At 61.9% G+C, this 16,164-nt stretch carries 13 protein-coding genes; 10 read left to right on the forward strand and 3 right to left on the reverse strand.

Annotation, left to right across the window (positions count from 1 at the left end; all coding sequences use genetic code 11):
• Positions 1–75: 75 nt before the first annotated feature.
• From tkt to CCD76_RS14740, 3 genes are all read right to left on the reverse strand, one after another.
• Positions 76–2,070 (reverse strand): transketolase, encoded by a 1,995-nt coding sequence (gene tkt / locus CCD76_RS14730; RefSeq protein WP_087720188.1) that lies wholly within the window; start codon positions 2,068–2,070, stop codon positions 76–78.
• Positions 2,071–2,145: 75 nt separating this feature from the next.
• Positions 2,146–2,913 (reverse strand): triose-phosphate isomerase family protein, encoded by a 768-nt coding sequence (locus tag CCD76_RS14735; RefSeq protein WP_087720189.1) that lies wholly within the window; start codon positions 2,911–2,913, stop codon positions 2,146–2,148.
• A gap of 64 nt (positions 2,914–2,977) precedes the next feature.
• Entirely contained in the window at positions 2,978–4,702 is a 1,725-nt protein-coding gene (locus CCD76_RS14740) for a dihydroxyacetone kinase family protein (RefSeq protein WP_087720190.1), read from the reverse strand.
• Positions 4,703–5,027: 325 nt separating this feature from the next.
• Here CCD76_RS14740 and rpiB point away from each other — a divergent pair, with 325 nt between their 5' ends.
• From rpiB to CCD76_RS14790, 10 genes are all read left to right on the forward strand, one after another.
• Positions 5,028–5,489, forward strand: coding sequence for a ribose 5-phosphate isomerase B (rpiB, locus tag CCD76_RS14745; protein ID WP_071231436.1), 462 nt, complete (start codon positions 5,028–5,030; stop codon positions 5,487–5,489).
• Between the two features lie 431 nt (positions 5,490–5,920).
• Positions 5,921–6,886, forward strand: coding sequence for a substrate-binding domain-containing protein (locus CCD76_RS14750; protein WP_087720191.1), 966 nt, complete (start codon positions 5,921–5,923; stop codon positions 6,884–6,886).
• 116 nt (positions 6,887–7,002) lie between these two features.
• Positions 7,003–8,502, forward strand: a complete 1,500-nt coding sequence (locus CCD76_RS14755; RefSeq protein ID WP_087720192.1) for a sugar ABC transporter ATP-binding protein — start codon at positions 7,003–7,005, stop codon at positions 8,500–8,502.
• The gene (locus tag CCD76_RS14760) at positions 8,492–9,451 is read left to right on the forward strand and encodes an ABC transporter permease (RefSeq protein WP_087720193.1); all 960 of its coding nucleotides are present in this window, start codon (positions 8,492–8,494) and stop codon (positions 9,449–9,451) included. The genes CCD76_RS14755 and CCD76_RS14760 overlap by 11 nt, the downstream gene beginning before the upstream one ends.
• An 83-nt stretch (positions 9,452–9,534) precedes the next feature.
• Positions 9,535–10,506 (forward strand): substrate-binding domain-containing protein, encoded by a 972-nt coding sequence (locus CCD76_RS14765; protein WP_218777047.1) that lies wholly within the window; start codon positions 9,535–9,537, stop codon positions 10,504–10,506.
• A gap of 353 nt (positions 10,507–10,859) precedes the next feature.
• Positions 10,860–11,972, forward strand: coding sequence for an MDR/zinc-dependent alcohol dehydrogenase-like family protein (locus CCD76_RS14770; RefSeq protein ID WP_087720194.1), 1,113 nt, complete (start codon positions 10,860–10,862; stop codon positions 11,970–11,972).
• Between the two features lie 100 nt (positions 11,973–12,072).
• The gene (locus CCD76_RS14775) at positions 12,073–12,723 is read left to right on the forward strand and encodes a DUF2291 family protein (RefSeq protein ID WP_087720195.1); all 651 of its coding nucleotides are present in this window, start codon (positions 12,073–12,075) and stop codon (positions 12,721–12,723) included.
• Positions 12,723–14,279, forward strand: coding sequence for a sugar ABC transporter ATP-binding protein (locus tag CCD76_RS14780; RefSeq protein WP_087720196.1), 1,557 nt, complete (start codon positions 12,723–12,725; stop codon positions 14,277–14,279). The genes CCD76_RS14775 and CCD76_RS14780 overlap by 1 nt, the downstream gene beginning before the upstream one ends.
• A gap of 34 nt (positions 14,280–14,313) precedes the next feature.
• Positions 14,314–15,483, forward strand: a complete 1,170-nt coding sequence (locus CCD76_RS14785; protein WP_071231428.1) for an ABC transporter permease — start codon at positions 14,314–14,316, stop codon at positions 15,481–15,483.
• A gap of 59 nt (positions 15,484–15,542) precedes the next feature.
• A partial coding sequence (locus CCD76_RS14790; RefSeq protein WP_087720197.1) for a substrate-binding domain-containing protein occupies positions 15,543–16,164 on the forward strand: 622 nt, incomplete at its 3' end.

Genomic DNA, 16,164 nt, shown 5'->3' on the forward strand with positions numbered 1-16,164 from the left:
TGCCAGTCAGTGCTAACTGACTGGCATTAGGCCAAGAGGCCGGGCGTTCGATTTGAGGCTATGCCGCGTGGGCGATCAACCCAGCAGCGTCTCGGCGCGGGCGACGACGTTGTCGACGGTGAAGCCGAAGTGCTTGAACAGATCGCCGGCCTTGCCTGATTCGCCGTAGGTCGTCATGCCGATGACGTCGCCGTCGAGACCGACGTACTTGTACCAGGTCGACGGGATCGCGGCTTCCACCGCCAGTCGTGCGCGTACCGAGCGCGGCAGCACGGACTCGCGATAGCTCTCGTCCTGCTCGTCGAAGGCGCTGGTGCACGGCATGGAGACCACGCGAACCTTCTTGCCCTTGCCTTCGAGCGCCTTGGCGGCATCCATCGCCAGGCCGACTTCGGAGCCGGTGGCGATCAGGATCAGCTCCGGCTTGCCGCCCTCGGCATCCTTCAGTACGTAGCCGCCGCGGCGGATGTTCGTCAGCTGCGCCTCGTCACGCGACTGCGCCGGCAGATCCTGACGCGAGAAGATCAGCGCGGTCGGCCCGGTCTCGCGCTTCAGGCCCTCGACCCAGGCGGCGGTGGTTTCGGTGGCATCGCACGGGCGCCAGGTCGCCAGACCCGGCAGGTTGCGCAGGTCGGCCAGCTGTTCGACCGGCTGGTGTGTCGGGCCATCTTCGCCCAGACCGATGGAGTCGTGGGTGAAGACGTGGATGATGCGCGTGTGCGACAGCGAGGACATGCGCACGGCGTTGTGCATGTACTCCATGAAGACCAGGAAGGTGGCGTCATAGGGAATGAAGCCGCCGTGGGTCGCGATACCGTTGGCGATCGCGCCCATGCCGAACTCGCGCACGCCGTAGTGCAGGTAGCCGCCGTTGAAGTCTTCCTTGGTGATCGCCTTGGCGCCTTTCCACAGGGTCAGGTTGGACGGTGCCAGGTCGGCGCTGCCGCCGAACAGCTCGGGCAGATTCGGCCCCAGTTCGTTGAGCACGCCCAGCGAGGCCTTGCGGGAAGCGGTGGTCTCGGACTTCTCCTGAGCGGCCTTGATCAGGGCATCACCATCGAAGCCGGCCGGCAGTTCACCGTTGTAGCGGCGCTTGAGCTCCTTGGCGAGTTCCGGGTGCGCCTTCTCGTAGGCGGCCAGCTTCTCGTCGTATTCCGCTTCGAGCTTGCGGCCCTTGTCGCGGGCGTCCCACGCCTGGTAGTACTCGTCGGGGATCTGGAACGCGGGATATTCCCAGCCCAGCTCCTTGCGCGCGGCCGCGACTTCGTCTTCACCCAGGGCGGCGCCGTGGCTCTCTTCCTTGCCGGCCTTGTTGGGCGAGCCGAAGCCGATCACGGTCTTGCAGATGATCAGCGTGGGCTTGTCGGTGACGCGCTTGGCTTCCTCGATCGCCTTGTTGATCTGCTCGGCATCGTGGCCGTCGACATCGCGGATCACATGCCAGTGGTAGGCCTCGAAGCGCTTGCCGGTATCGTCGGTGAACCAGCCTTCAACTTCACCGTCGATCGAGATGCCGTTGTCATCGTAGAACACGACCAGGTTGCCCAGGCCGAGCGTACCGGCCAGCGAGCACGCCTCGTGGCTGATGCCTTCCATCAGGCAGCCGTCGCCGGCGAAGACCCACACGCGGTGATCGACGATTTCGTGACCGTCACGGTTGAACTGCGCGGCCAGCGTGCGTTCGGCGATGGCCATGCCGACGCCGTTGGCCAGACCCTGGCCGAGCGGGCCGGTGGTGGTCTCGATGCCGCGGGTGTAACCGTGCTCTGGGTGGCCGGGCGTCTTCGAGCCCAGCTGGCGGAAGTTTTCGAGTTCCTTCATCGGCAGGTCGTAGCCGGTCAGATGAAGCAGCGAATAGTGCAGCATCGAGCCGTGACCGTTGGAGAGAATGAAACGGTCGCGATCTTCCCAGTCCGGGTTGGCCGGGTTGTGCTTGAGATGGTCGTTCCACAGGACTTCCGCGATATCGGCCATGCCCATCGGCATGCCGGGATGGCCGGAATTGGCCTTCTGCACGGCGTCCATGGAAAGCGCGCGGATAGCGTTGGCTAGCTGACGACGAGATGGCATTGGCTTTCGGATCCCCTGGGTTGTCAATGAATGATGGTCGTAAATGGATGAATGGAGCGAGACGCGATCTGGCGCTCAATTCGACGCAAGCAGCGAGGCTTCGTTCACGATCGCCTCGAATGCGGCTGGATCATGTGCGAATCGCCCCAGAAACAGCCCATCGACCTGTCCTGCCAGCCGAGTCAACAGGTCGGGGCCGGCACTGCCGCCATAGATCACGCTGGCTGAAGGATGCGCGCCCAAATGCTCGCGCAACCCCTGGCAGACTGCCGCAATATGCGCAAGCGATGCCGGTTCCGCGGCACCGATGGCCCAGTGAGGCTCATAGGCGATCACCAGTGGCTGTGACCGCTGTGCGGGCGTCGCCAATGACAGTGCCGAATCGATCTGTTCACGGCAGTCGGCAATGGCATCCAGCGGATCGCCACGCTCAGACTCGCCGATGCAGAGCACCGGTATCAAGTCATGCGCCAGGGCCACCTGGGTCTTGGCGGCGACGATATCGGCATCTTCCCCGAACAGGCGTCGCCGTTCGGCGTGGCCGATCTCGACGTAGCGGCATCCCATTTCGGCCAGCATGGCCCCGCTCACCTCGCCAGTATAAGCACCGTGCGGCGACTGATACAGGTTTTGACCGCCGACGCCGACGGGCGTACCGGCAAAACACTCGAGGACCGGGGGCAGGGCGGGAAAGCTGGGCAGCACGAACAGCGCCACCCGGCCGTCCTGAACGGCCGGGTGGCGGGAAAGGTTATCGGCGACCTGGTGGCACCAGGTCACCGTCTGGGCGTAGCCGAAATACATCTTGAAGCTGATGCCCAGCGTGATCGGAGGCTTTTCCATGAGGTTCTCGAGTCGCTCCTTGATTCGTCCCTGTTCGTCGCCGCCCGGTGCGCCGGCGTCTCGTTCATCGCCGATCGACGACGGGCTGAATGGCGCCGACGATCAGGGACAGCGAGATCGCCCCTGGATCGGGCGTGCCGAGACTCTTCTCGGCCAGCGGCCGAGCGCGGCCCATCTTCGGCTTCATGTCGGCCGTGGCCTGGGCTGCGGAGGCCGAGGCATCGACCGCCTTGCGCCACGCCTGAGAAAAATCGTCGCCGGCTGCGACGGCCCGTTCGAGCGTCTCGCTGAACGGTACCAGCGCATCGACCAGCGTCTTGTCGCCGAGCCTGGCCTTGCCGAACGTCATGACATCTTCCCTGGCCTTGGTGATTCCCAGCGCATAACGCTCCGGGGTCGGCTCGTCTTCGTCGCCGAGCGTCACGCTCAGGGCGTTGAGCATGACGCCCCAGATGGCGCCGGAAGTGCCGCCCGCGCGATCCGCCCAGGCTTCTGCCGCCAAGCGTAGCAGAGTGCCGGCGCCAGCGTTGCGGCTGACGGCATCTTCTGCGGCCAGTTCGGCCGCGACGGCGCCGCGCTGCATGCCGATGCCGTGATCGCCATCTCCGGCGATGGCATCGAGTCGGCCCAGCTCCTCGGCCTTCTGGTCGATGAGCTTGCGCGTGGCGCTCAAGGCTTGGTAAAGGCAGCGGGCGGCGGCGATCGATTCCTCGCTCGCCGGCGGGATGGCATCGGCATCGGGGATGTCCAGCTCGGAAGCATCGATCGGTGGCGCAGCTTCGAGACTGCCCTTGCGATAGGCTGGGGCATCCGCCGGCGCTTTCCACAGCCGTTCCAGCTCCTCGTCGAGCCAGAACAGGGTCAGCGAGGCGCCGGCCATGTCGAGACTGGTCACCAGCTCGCCCACTTCCGGCTCGACGATCTCCAGGCCGGCTTCCGTCAGCAATTGATTGACCCGACGATAGACCACGAACAGCTCTTCGTACTTGATCGACCCCAGGCCGTTGAGCAGTACCGAAGCTCTGGCGCCTTTGACGCTGTCGATGCCATCGGGAATCTCTTCCATCAGGTGAGCAACGAGCAGTTCCGCCAGCGCATCGGCGGTGGGCACATCCTGTTCGCTGATGCCCGGCTCGCCGTGGATGCCCAGCCCGACCGCCATCTTGCCCGCTGGCACGTGGAACAGTGCATCCTTCGCCCCCGGCAGCGTACAGCCATCGAAGGCCACTCCCATCGAGCGCGTGCGGAAATTGGCCGCGCGCGAGACACGAACGACTTCTTCGAGGGAATAACCGGCCTCGGCCGCTGCCGCCGCGATCTTGAACACGGTCAGGTCACCGGCGATTCCGCGGCGTTTGTGAATCTCTTCCTGGTCTGCGCTGGAAACATCGTCGATGACGGCAACGATCTCGCAGGGGATGCCTTCACGAATCAGGCGTTCCCGCGCCTGGCCGAAGTGCAGAACGTCACCGGCATAGTTGCCGAAACTGAGCAGTACCCCGGCGCCGTTATTGGCCGCCTTGCAGACATTGTAGACCTGCTGCGCCGACGGCGAGGCGAACAGGTTGCCCATCACCGCGCCGTGGGCCAGGCCCTGGCCGACCAGCCCGGCGAAGGCGGGATAGTGTCCCGATCCGCCACCGATCACGACTGCCACGGTGCCCGGCTTGCTGCGTGTACTGCGAATGACGCCGCCAGGAACCTGGCAGACGCGCTGCGCATGCGCCGCGACGAAGCCTTCGGTCGCTTCGTCGACGAAATTCACTGGGTCGTTGTAAAGGCGTGTCATGACCGACGCTCCCACAGGTTGGGTAAATGCCGCGCTGGAAAGTCCCGCTGTGCTTCGACTTCTCAGCTGTTGAGTATTTGATCTTGTGTTGCACATTTGGTTTTGTGCTGTATGTCGACCATCATAGCGACGCCAGAAGGCGACGATATGCGACTTTGGTGGGGGTGAGTGGGCGTCATTGTGGCGAGTATCGATGCGTTCAAGAGGCGACGACATCTCTCGTTATCGCGTTGATCAGGGCGTTTATGTGAGCATATGAATAAAATTTGTTCATATGAGCGTAGTGGGTCTATGATGGCGTCGTCGACTGAACAGGAGGCGAGCAATGGCTCAGAAATGGCGGGTAGCGCTGGGATGTGATGAAGCGGCCTACGAGATGAAACAGGCGATGATCGAGCATGTCAGGTCGCTGGGGCACGAAGTCGAGGACTTCGGGACCCACGACGCGCAGCCGGTTCTCTATCCAGATATCGCCTTCGAAGTGGCGCAAGCCATTGCCGACGGGCGTTTCGATCGCGGCATCCTGATGTGCGGGACGGGCATCGGCGTGGCGATCTCGGCCAACAAGGTGCCGGGCATCCGAGCGGCCCAGGCGCACGACACCTACTCGGCGGAGCGGGCGCGCAAGAGTAACGATGCGCAGATCGTCACCATGGGCGCGCGCGTGATCGGCATCGAGCTGGCCAAGACGATCGCCGAGACGTTCCTGAGCAGCGAGTTCGACCCGGGCGGGCGGTCACAGCCAAAGGTGGATCGGATCGAGGCTTACGAACGCGACCATCGCTGATCGGCCGGACCTCGAAAGTCTATCCTTAAGAAGTGATTGCACGACATGCCGCAGCCGGGCATGCCGTGCATTTTTTTGCGTGGTTGCCCGGTGTCGCCTCGCTCGTGGTGGCGTGTCGGCATGGGTGGTCATCGAGAAATGGGGTTAGGTGGGAGGAGTGGCGCTCGCTGTTCGTTACGGGGAATGTTCATTTGATGACATTGCAGGTCTTTTGATCATCGCGTGCGTTTGCGGTTATGGATAAATTCATGTTGCGTTGATTGTCATTTTCAATAGAAAAAACAGTAAGTTTTTGCCTTATCCTCCCAAAGTCTAGATTGCTTGGTCGGCGCTAAAGACCGTAAATGATCGCTGAAATGCATTGAGCATATGATCTTCATGGATTCATGTGCTGCATAAGCAAAGGGATCATCACTCGAGGAGGCGTCTCCATGAAAATCGTCAGAGCCGGCGTCGTGCTGGCATTCAGCGTACTGTCATCCGCCATGATGGTATCCGCGGCCCAGGCCGAGGGGCCGGGCACAGGAAAAGCCGATAGCTATCGATTTGTCCTGGTGCCCAAGGTGGTGCATCCCTGGTTCGACAAGGTCAACCAGGGCGCCCAGCAGGCCGCGGCGGCCATCGAGGCACAGACCGGCTCCGAGGTCGACATTCAGTACTCGGCGCCACAGAGCGCCAACGTCGCCCAGCAGAACGAAATCATCGAACGCGCCATCTCGACCCGCCCTGACGGCATCATCGTCGACCTGCTCGATCCCAGCGGTAACCGCACGGTGCTGCAGGAAGCGCAGGAGCAGGGAATCCCGGTCACGCTGTTCGATTCGATCAATCCTGAAGGAATGAATCTGACGACGATCGGCAGCGACTTCTGCGAGCAGGCGGAAATGGCGGCCAATCGCCTGGTCGAGTTGCTGGATGGTGAAGGTCAGGTGGCGATCATGATGGGCGTGCCCACGGCCCCCAACCACGCCGAGCGCGCCCGTTGCGCACAGGCGGTCTTCGATTCGCACGACGGTATCGAGGTCGTTGCGACCGGTGTCGACAACGATGACATCAACACGGCGCAGCAGCAGGCCTCCGCCATCATGCAGGCCAATCCCGACCTGGACGGCTGGGTCGCCTCCGACGCGGCGGGGCCGGTGGGGATTGGTCAAGCGATCAAGGAGGCCGACAAGGTCGGCAAGGTCCAGTTGGTGGGCCTCGATGATCTCAGCCAGATGCTGGTACTGATCAAGGAAGGGGTGGCGGATTCGTCGTCCGCTTCACGGCCCACCATGCAGGGCTACTGGTCGGTGATCAACATGTGGCAGTTGGCCACGGGGGCGATCACGCCTAATCACATCGATACCGGCAACGTCATGATCACGCCCGATAACGTCGATTCATTCATGGAGTGATATCGCGAGCCGCTTCTGGTTGCGGCGAGGTGCCGCGTACGGAAGCGGCCGGGTGAATGTATCAGTGTCCGGTAGATGTATCGGTATCAGGTGGATGTATCAGCAGGAGGGCGGCAATGGCGTATCTTCACGTCGACCATGTCAGCAAGATGTACCCCGGGGTCAAGGCGCTGGACGACATCGTGCTCGAAATCGAGATGGGCAAGGTCCACACGCTGGCGGGTGAAAATGGCGCTGGCAAGTCGACTCTGGTCAAGATGCTGACCGGTACCGAGAGACCGACTCAGGGGCGGGTCATGATCGATGATCAGGATGCCGCGCACCACGCCTCTCTCTACAAGACCATTGCGTACGTGCCCCAGGAGATCAATCTGTTCGGCAACCTGACCGTTGCCGAGAATCTGTTCATGCCCTTTTCGCGCTCCCACCACGGCGGCTTGCTGTTTCGGCGGCGAGCGCTCGAGCAGGCCGCCAGACCGTGGATCGAGCGTTTCAAAATTGCGGCACAGCCGGGAGACAAGGTTCGACATATCTCGATCTCCGATCAGCAGCTGTTGCAGATCGCGCGCGCCTGCACCAACGAGTCGATGAAGATTCTGATTCTCGACGAGCCGACCTCGTCGTTGACGGAAACCGAAGTGGAGCGTGTCTTTCGCGTCGTACGCGACGTGGTGGCGTCGGGATGCGGGGTGGTGTTCATCTCGCACAAGTTCGACGAAATGTTTGCCATCAGCGACACCATCAGCGTGCTGCGTAACGGGCGCAAGATCGATACGCAGCCCGCCTCGGCGCTGGACGATCGGCAACTGGTGTCGTTGATGTCCGGCCAGGAGGTCAAGACCGATACCCGCCTGCAGCCGGAAGGAGGCAGCGGAGAGGTCATCCTTCAGGCCGAAGGGTTGAGTGGCAAAGGGTTCGAGAATGTCTCCTTCTCGCTGCGCCGGGGCGAAATCCTGGGGTTTGCCGGGTTGGTCGGTGCCGGCCGTTCCGAGGTGATGCAGACGCTGTTTGGCTACCTTCCGGCGCGTGCCGGAAAGGTGCAGATTCAGGGGCAGGAGTGGCGGCTGGGAGATACGCATTACTCCATCCGAAATGGGCTCTTTTATCTTTCCGAGGAGCGCAAGTATCACGGGATCTTTCCGGGGCAGAGCGTGCGTCGCAATATCGGCATGGCGCTGTTTGGCGGCACCGCGCGTGGCGGCATGATCGATGCGCGACGCGAGCGAGAGCGGGTGGCGTCGATCGTGAAGGATTACGACATCAAGACACCTACCATGAACAAGAACATCGCGTTCCTCTCGGGAGGAAACCAGCAGAAAGCCATCATCGGCCGTGCCATGGCCTGCGATCCTCGGGTATTGATCTTCGACGAGCCCACCAAGGGGATCGACATCCGCACCAAGATGGAGATCTATCGGCTGATGAAAGAACTGGCCGAGCGCGGCGTCGGGATCATCCTGGTGTCGTCGGAGATGGATGAACTCCGACGCTGCGCCAATCGCATCATCACCATGTACGAAGGACGAGTCAGTGGTGAATTTCACATCGACCAGGCCAGCGGCAACGCCCTCGTCGGTGCCATCCATGGCCATGAAGGAGACGGGCATGCTGCGTAAGGCAATGGGATTCATGGTCAGCAATCCGCTCAGCGGCGTCGTCAGCGTGCTGGCGATCATCGTGGTCGCCGCCTCGTTGCTGTCGGAGAACTTTCTCAATAGCTACAACCTGGTGATCATCTCCCGGGCGCTGGCGTTCATCGGCATCATTACCATCGCCCAGTCGATGTTGATGATCCTCGGCGAGCTGGATCTGTCGCTCGGTGCCATCGGCGGCTTCTGCGGAGTCATCGGCGGCATTCTGATGGTGAAAATGGGGCTCGATCCCTGGCTGGCATTTGCGCTGTGTCTGGTCATCGGTGCCGTGTTCGGACTGATCAACGGCTTGCTGGTGACGCTGCTTCGCCTGCCATCTCTGGTGCTGACGATCGGGATGGCCGGAGTCTACGGCGGTCTCAACCTGGTCATCACCAAGGGCGTCGCGATTACCGGCATACCAGCCGATATCGGTTTCCTTGGCAGCGGAAAATGGCTCGGCCTGCCGATCCCTTTCTGGGTCATGCTGGTATTTCTCGCCCTGGCTTGCTTCATCACGCTGAAGACGCCATTCGGGCGTTACATGTATGCGGTGGGCAGCAACCTGTCGGCTGCCAAGATGCTCGGTATCCGCACCGACCGCGTGCGCGTGGGCGTGTTCGCCTTCGCCGGCTTTCTCGCTGCCCTGGCGGGGATGCTGATGGTCGCCCGATTGGGGTCGGCGCAACCCTCCATCGGCGACTCCTGGGTGCTGGGGCCGATCGCTGCCTCGGTCATTGGCGGGGTGCCCACCACCGGCGGGATCGGCACGCCTCTGGGTGCCATCTTCGGTGCCGCGATCATCGGCGTCATCGAGAACATCATCGTATTGCTCGGCATCTCGCCTTACTGGCAGTCGATGGTCAGTGGCGCGATCGTGGTGGTAGCCATCGCGCTCGACTCCATCTCGCGGCGCTATTTCAAGCGGGATTGAAAGAGGCGTGACAAGTGAAAAGGATTGATTCATCGGAGCGATGACAGGCGAGGCAATTGAAAATGCAAAGAAGAAATGAGTGGTTGAGCACGAAGCGCTATCAAAAAGCGTTGCTGGGGATAGTCGCTGGCGCCATGGCGCTTGCAACGGTGCAGGTAGAAGCACAGACGCTAGACCAGAATTTTGACGGCAAGGATCATTACCGCTTCGTGATCGTACCCAAAGCCGTGGCGCCTTGGTTTGATAGCGTGAACGCTGGCGCAGAACAGGCGGCGCGGATGATCGAGGCGCAGAGCGGCGCCGAGGTGGAAATCGTCTATAGCGCGCCCCAGGAGTCGCAGGTGGCTATCCAGAATCAGATACTCGAACAGGCCATCGCCACTCGGCCGGATGGCATTGCTGTCGATCCTCTGGATGCCAACGCCAATCGTGCCATTCTGCAGGAAGCACTCGACCAGGGAATCAAGGTAGTGATCTTCGACTCGCCGGCGCCGGAGGGGCTCGAGGTCAGCAGCGTTGGCAACGATTTTTGCGAGCAGGCTCAGATCGCGTCGCAACGACTGGTTGAACTGTTGGGAGAAGAGGGGCAGGTCGCGATCATGATGGGAACGCCAACCGCGCCCAATCACGCTATCCGTGTGCGTTGCCACCAAGCCGTATTTTCCGAATATCCTGATATTGAGGTCGTCGCTACGGGTATCAACAATGACAGTATCGTGCAGGCCCAGAACCAGGCGGCGACAATCATGCAGGCACATCCCGATCTCGATGGTTGGGTTGTCTCCGAAGCGTCCGGTCCTATTGGTATCGGTCAAGCATTGAAAGAGGGAGGCAAAGTGGGTGAGGTGCAGCTTGTCGGCCTTGAACGATTACCGGAAATGTTGCAGCTCGTTGATGAAGGTGTGGCCGATTCTACTGTGGCCAATCGTCCGGAGGCGCAGGGCTACTGGACCGTTCAGGCATTATGGCAACAGGTATTGGATGTCGCTGCGCCGGATTATATGGATACCGGAGTCGATCTGATTACCCGCGATAATTTGGGTGATTTTCAGTGAAATCGTAAAACTCTTTCGCTGTATCGACGGCGCGGCCAAAAGCCGCGCCGTTATTTTTTGATCGAGAAGACGCTCGTGAACGATGCTTGATTGTTCATATGTTCACAATTTGCTCATTTTAACCCCATTTTAATACTTTCAACGTGGCCGTTTCGTCACGAAAGATACGTAAAAACTTTGGTCGTAGCTCTTTGAATCAAGGTTTTAAAAATCAATATAAATCAATAATTTATATTTTATTTGCCTAAAGTCTTAGGCCTGATTTATCGCACTTGCATTGATGTCCCTTTGTGTATTGCGCTAAAAACATATGACCGAAGTTTGAACATGTGTTTATCCACGGGAGATCTTCCATGAGCGAGTCCACCGCCACGTCCACGCAAACGGCTTCCACTGGCGATATCCCCAAGACGATGAAGGCGGTGGTCGCCTATGCGCCCGGAGACTATCGCTACGAGGAAGTGCCGGTTCCCGAGATCGATGCCAAGGAGATCCTGATCAAGGTCGAGGGGTGCGGTATCTGCGCCGGTGACATCAAGTCCTACGATGGCGCCCCCAGCTTCTGGGGCGACGAAACGCAGCCGGCCTATATCAAGGCGCCGATGATCCCTGGTCATGAGTTCATCGGCCGGGTGGTGAAGGTCGGTGCCGAGGTCGAGGGATATGCGGTCGGCGACCGCGTGATCTCCGAGCAGATTGTGCCCTGCTGGAACTGTCGTTTCTGCGGCCGAGGCCAGTACTGGATGTGCGAGAAGCATGACCTTTACGGCTTCCAGAACAACGTCAACGGCGGCATGGCCGAGTACATGAAGTTCACCAAGGAGGCGATCAACTACCACGTCCCCGAGGAGCTGCCGCTGGAGAAGGCGATCCTGATCGAGCCTTACGCGTGTTCGCTACATGCGGTGCAGCGCGCGAAGATCGAGCTGGGCGACGTGGTGGTGCTTTCTGGCGCCGGCACGCTGGGGCTCGGCATGGTCGGCGCGGCCAAGAAGGCGGGGGCCGAAAAACTGATCGTGCTCGATCTGTTCGACGACCGTCTGGAGCTGGCCAAGAAGTTCGGTGCCGATCTGACGCTCAATCCCAAACGCGACGATGTGGTTTCGATCATCAAGGAGATGACCGAAGGCTACGGCTGCGACGTCTACATCGAGGCGACCGGGCATCCCAAGTCGGTGGAGCAGGGGCTATCGATGATCCGCAAGCTGGGCCGCTTCGTCGAGTTCAGCGTGTTCAAGGATCCGGTCAGCGTCGACTGGAGCATCATCTCCGACCGCAAGGAGCTCGATGTGCTCGGCTCGCATCTCGGCCCTTACTGCTATCCGCTGGTCATCGAGGGCATCCGTAAAGGCGACTTCCCCACCGAAGGCGTCGTCACCCACAAGCTGCCGCTGGAGAAATACGAGGAAGGTTTCGAGCTCATGAAGAACGGTTCGAAGTCACTCAAGATCGTGCTGATTCCCTGAGTTGTGATTCGTGCCGGGCGACGATCGGTTTCGTCGCCCGGCGCAGACGAGCGGCAGCAGAAGTTTCGTGGCAGAGATTCGCAGAAGAGGGCTCGCAGTGATGAGTGCAACAGTTGCCAGTCGGCCCGCGGCGCCGAAGAAGCTGAAAGGACGTCTGATCATCGGCGCCTGTGTGGTCGTGGTGCTGGCGGCGATGGCCTGGGATACCAAGGTCGTCGAGATTGGCACCGAGGCCGAGCTGGCCGGCGGGTTTTCCGCCGAAACCTATGGCGGAGAGCACTTTCCGGCCATTCGGGACAGCGTCGAGGCGCGTGCCGTCGAGGCCGGCGAGCTGGCGTCCGCCGTTCTCGAGGACTCGTCCGCGGCAGGGCAGAAATATGGCGTTGGCGACAGTTTCGGGCCAGTGGTGCCGGTGACCTTCACCGGGACGTTCGGTGAAGCCCGCTCGGGCATCTATACGGTCGAGGCCGACGGTGTGCCCGACGAGATCACGATCCGTGTGCAGACTGGCCCGGCGATCAACGGCACCGATCTGCGCGATGCCACCGGGGAGATCTCGTTCGGCGAGTTCACCAATCAGATCGAATACCAGAACGCGGGCGCCTCGATCAACGAGGCGATGAAGGCGGCGGTGCTGGCGGACATCGATACCGCTGACCTGGGCGGCAAGACCGTCAGGGTGACCGGCGTGTTCAAGCTGATCAATCCCAAGAACTGGCTGGTGACCCCCGTCAGCATGGAGGTGCAGTGATGGCTTCCGCTTCGATCCGACCGTCGGCCGCGAGCGAGCCGGGCGAGGACATCGTGCTCTCGGCGCGGGACGTCGCCAAGTCCTTCGGCAGCGTGCATGCGCTCAAGACGGTCAACTTCGACGTCTATCGCGGCCAGGTGACCACGCTGTTCGGCGAGAACGGTGCCGGCAAGTCGACGCTGATGAAGATCCTTTCCGGCGTGATCCAGCCCACGTCTGGCGAGATCCTACTGGAGGGCGAGCCGGTACGCTTCGCCTCGACCACCGATGCCCAGCGCCTGGGCATCTCGATCATCCACCAGGAACTCAGCCTGGCGCCCAATCTCAGCGTTCGCGACAACATCTTCATGGGCCGCGAGCTGAAAGGGCCGATGGGCATCGACTATGCCGAAGAGGCGCGTCAGACCCGCGCCCTGATGGAGGAGCTCGACGAACCGATCGACCCGCTGACGCCGGTGGAGGATCTCCGCCTGGGGCAGCAGCAGATCGTCGAGATCGCCCGCGCGCTGTCGGTGAACTCGCGCATCCTGATCATGGACGAACCGACCTCGGCGCTGTCGGCGACCGAAGTCGAGGTCCTGTTTCGGGTCATTCGCGATCTCAAGAGTCGCGGTGTGTCGATCGTCTATATCTCCCACCATCTGGAAGAGGCGCTGCTCATCACCGATCACGCGGTGGTGCTGCGGGACGGCGTGATGACCGCCTACGCCAGGCGCGCGGACATCGATCTGGAGTGGATCGTGCGCAACATGGTCGGCGAGAACTTCGATCTCGGCTCGCCGCCGACCGGACACACCATGGGCGAGGTGGCGCTGTCGCTCGAGAATGTCAGCGTCGCCGACACGGCCGTGCCGGAGCGGTCGGTGGTCGATCGCCTGTCGCTGGACGTTCGCGCCGGCGAGATCGTCTGCATCTACGGGCTGATGGGCGCTGGGCGGACCGAGCTGCTCGAGTGCGTGGCCGGGCGCGTGCCGCTGAGCGGCGGGCGAGTGGTGCTCGAGGGCGAGGACGCCTCGCACCTGAGCATCGCCGAACGCATTGCCAAGGGCCTGGTGCTGGTGCCCGAAGATCGCCAGCGGGACGGCCTGGTGCAGACCATGTCGGTGGGCGAGAACCTGTCGCTGGCCAGCATCAAGGCGTTCACCCGCTGGCTGTTGACCTCGGGAAGCCGCGAGCGCGGCGTGGTCGACGAGTCGATCGCCAACGTCCATATCAAGACCGATGGTCCCCGAGCCGAGATCGGTTCGCTCTCCGGCGGCAACCAGCAGAAGGTGGTGATCGGCAAGATGCTGGCGACCCATCCCCGCGTGGTGGTGCTGGACGAGCCGAGCCGCGGCATCGACATCGGCGCCAAGGCCGAGGTGTTCAAGCTGCTGGCGGAAGGCGCGTCGAAGCAAGGCCTCGCGGTGATCTTTTCCACCTCCGAAGTCGGCGAATGCCTGAGTATCGCTCACCGTATCGTGGTGATGAGCCGCGGGCGCATCGCGGCCGAGTTCGGTGCCGACGCTTCCAAGGAACAGATCATGGCTGCCTCCGGCGAAGCCGTGGTCGCCTAGCACGTCGGCACTTTTCCTCGAATGGAGTTTTGACATGTCCAAGCACAGCCAAGCGGCAGAGCGCCAACGCGGTGGCTTCGACCTGGGTCGATTGCTGCTGGAAGGGCGCGCCTTCTTCGCCCTGATCGCGATCATCATCATCTTTTCGGCGCTATCGCCGGTCTATTTCTCGACCAACAACTTCCTGACGATGTCGTCCCACGTGGCGATCTTCGGGCTGCTGTCCATCGGCATGCTGCTGGTGATCCTGACCGGCGGCATCGACCTGTCCGTGGGCTCGACCCTGGGCCTGGCGGGAGTCGTGGCCGGCTTCCTGATGCAGGGCGTGACCTTCGACATGTTCGGCGTGACGCTCTATCCGCCGGTGTGGGTCGTGGTCATTCTCACCTGCGCGCTGGGCGCGTTCGTCGGTGCCATCAACGGCGTGCTGATCGCCTACTTCAAGGTGCCGGCCTTCGTCGCCACCCTGGGGCTACTCTATGTCGCTCGCGGCGTGGCGCTGCTGATGACCGACGGTCTGACCTACAACAATCTCGGCGGCAGCCCGGAGCTGGGCAACACCGGCTTCGACTGGCTCGGCTTCAACCGGCTGTTTGGCGTGCCGGTGGGCGTACTGATTCTGGCGGCGGTTGCGGTCGTCACCATTCTGGCGCTGGCGCGCACACCGTTCGGTCGCTGGGTCTATTCGACCGGGGGCAACGCGCGGGCGGCCGAGCTCTCCGGCGTGCCGGTCAAGCGGGTGCAGGTTTCGGTCTACGTGCTCTCCGGCATCTGCGCGGCGATCGCGGGACTGGTGCTCTCTTCCCAGCTGACCTCCGCCGGCCCCACTGCCGGTACCACCTACGAACTGACCGCCATCGCTGGCGTGGTCATCGGTGGCGCCGCGTTGACCGGCGGCCGCGGCAACGTGCGCGGCACCCTGCTCGGGGCGTTCGTGATCGGGTTTTTGTCCGACGGCCTCGTCATCATTGGCGTCTCCTCCTACTGGCAGACCGTCTTCACCGGCGCGGTGATCGTGCTGGCGGTTCTGCTCAACAGCATTCAGTACAGCGGGCGCAAAAAGCGCGCGACCCAGTCGTCCGAGCCCGAAACGCCTGAACCCAAGGCGCCCGCTTCGCCCACTTCTCCATCCTCGAGCGACGACGCATCCCGCGCGACGCCCGGGGCGGAAAGTAGCGCCGGCAAGCCGGCAACGCAGCATTAACCCGTACGTGTCGATCGACACGGGTTAGAAACACAACCGCAAAAGAAGGGTGATCCATCATGTTCAAGACAGGAAAACGCCTGCTGATCGCAGCCCTCGCCGTCAGTGCGCCGTTGCTCGCCGGAAGCGCCATGGCGCAGGACAAGGGGCTGATCTCGATCATCGTCAACGATACCTCCAACCCCTACTGGTTCACCGAGGGCAAGATTGCCCGCGAGACCGCCGAGGAGCTGGGGTATGAAGCCAACGTCAGCGCCCATAAAGGGGATACCAACGCCGAAAGCCGCCAGATCGACACCGCGATCACCAATCAGGCCAAGGCGATCATTCTCGATCCCGCCAACGCCGATGGCTCTGTCGGGGCGGTACGCAAGGCCGTCGAAGCCGGCATTCCGGTCTTTCTGGTCAACGCCGAAATCAACGAGCAGGGGCTGGCCAAGGCGCAGCTGGTTTCCAACAACGCCCAGGGTGCCGCCCTCGGCGCGCAGCAGTGGGTACAGACGGTCGGCGACTCGGCCAACTACGTCGAGCTGAAGGGCGCGCCGTCGGACAACAATGCCGCGACCCGCTCCAACGGCTACGAGACGGTGTTGAGCCAGTACCCGGATCTCAAGAAGGTAGGCGAGGACGTCGCCAACTGGGACCGCACCCAGGGGTTCAACAAGATGCAGAGCCTGTTGC

The sequence above is a fragment of the Salinicola salarius genome, assembly GCF_002179555.1.
GTDB lineage: Bacteria > Pseudomonadota > Gammaproteobacteria > Pseudomonadales > Halomonadaceae > Salinicola > Salinicola salarius_A.

What these genes read in the sequence shown, in the direction of transcription:
- CCD76_RS14780 (WP_087720196.1), top strand. Translation starts at nt 12,723, where the DNA reads ATGGCTTCCGCTTCGATCCGACCGTCGGCCGCGAGCGAGCCGGGCGAG.
- CCD76_RS14755 (WP_087720192.1), top strand. Translation starts at nt 7,003, where the DNA reads ATGGCGTATCTTCACGTCGACCATGTCAGCAAGATGTACCCCGGGGTC.
- CCD76_RS14770 (WP_087720194.1), top strand. Translation starts at nt 10,860, where the DNA reads ATGAGCGAGTCCACCGCCACGTCCACGCAAACGGCTTCCACTGGCGAT.
- CCD76_RS14735 (WP_087720189.1), bottom strand. Translation starts at nt 2,913, where the DNA reads ATGGAAAAGCCTCCGATCACGCTGGGCATCAGCTTCAAGATGTATTTC.
- rpiB (WP_071231436.1), top strand. Translation starts at nt 5,028, where the DNA reads ATGGCTCAGAAATGGCGGGTAGCGCTGGGATGTGATGAAGCGGCCTAC.
- CCD76_RS14760 (WP_087720193.1), top strand. Translation starts at nt 8,492, where the DNA reads ATGCTGCGTAAGGCAATGGGATTCATGGTCAGCAATCCGCTCAGCGGC.
- CCD76_RS14750 (WP_087720191.1), top strand. Translation starts at nt 5,921, where the DNA reads ATGAAAATCGTCAGAGCCGGCGTCGTGCTGGCATTCAGCGTACTGTCA.
- tkt (WP_087720188.1), bottom strand. Translation starts at nt 2,070, where the DNA reads ATGCCATCTCGTCGTCAGCTAGCCAACGCTATCCGCGCGCTTTCCATG.
- CCD76_RS14740 (WP_087720190.1), bottom strand. Translation starts at nt 4,702, where the DNA reads ATGACACGCCTTTACAACGACCCAGTGAATTTCGTCGACGAAGCGACC.
- CCD76_RS14785 (WP_071231428.1), top strand. Translation starts at nt 14,314, where the DNA reads ATGTCCAAGCACAGCCAAGCGGCAGAGCGCCAACGCGGTGGCTTCGAC.
- CCD76_RS14775 (WP_087720195.1), top strand. Translation starts at nt 12,073, where the DNA reads ATGAGTGCAACAGTTGCCAGTCGGCCCGCGGCGCCGAAGAAGCTGAAA.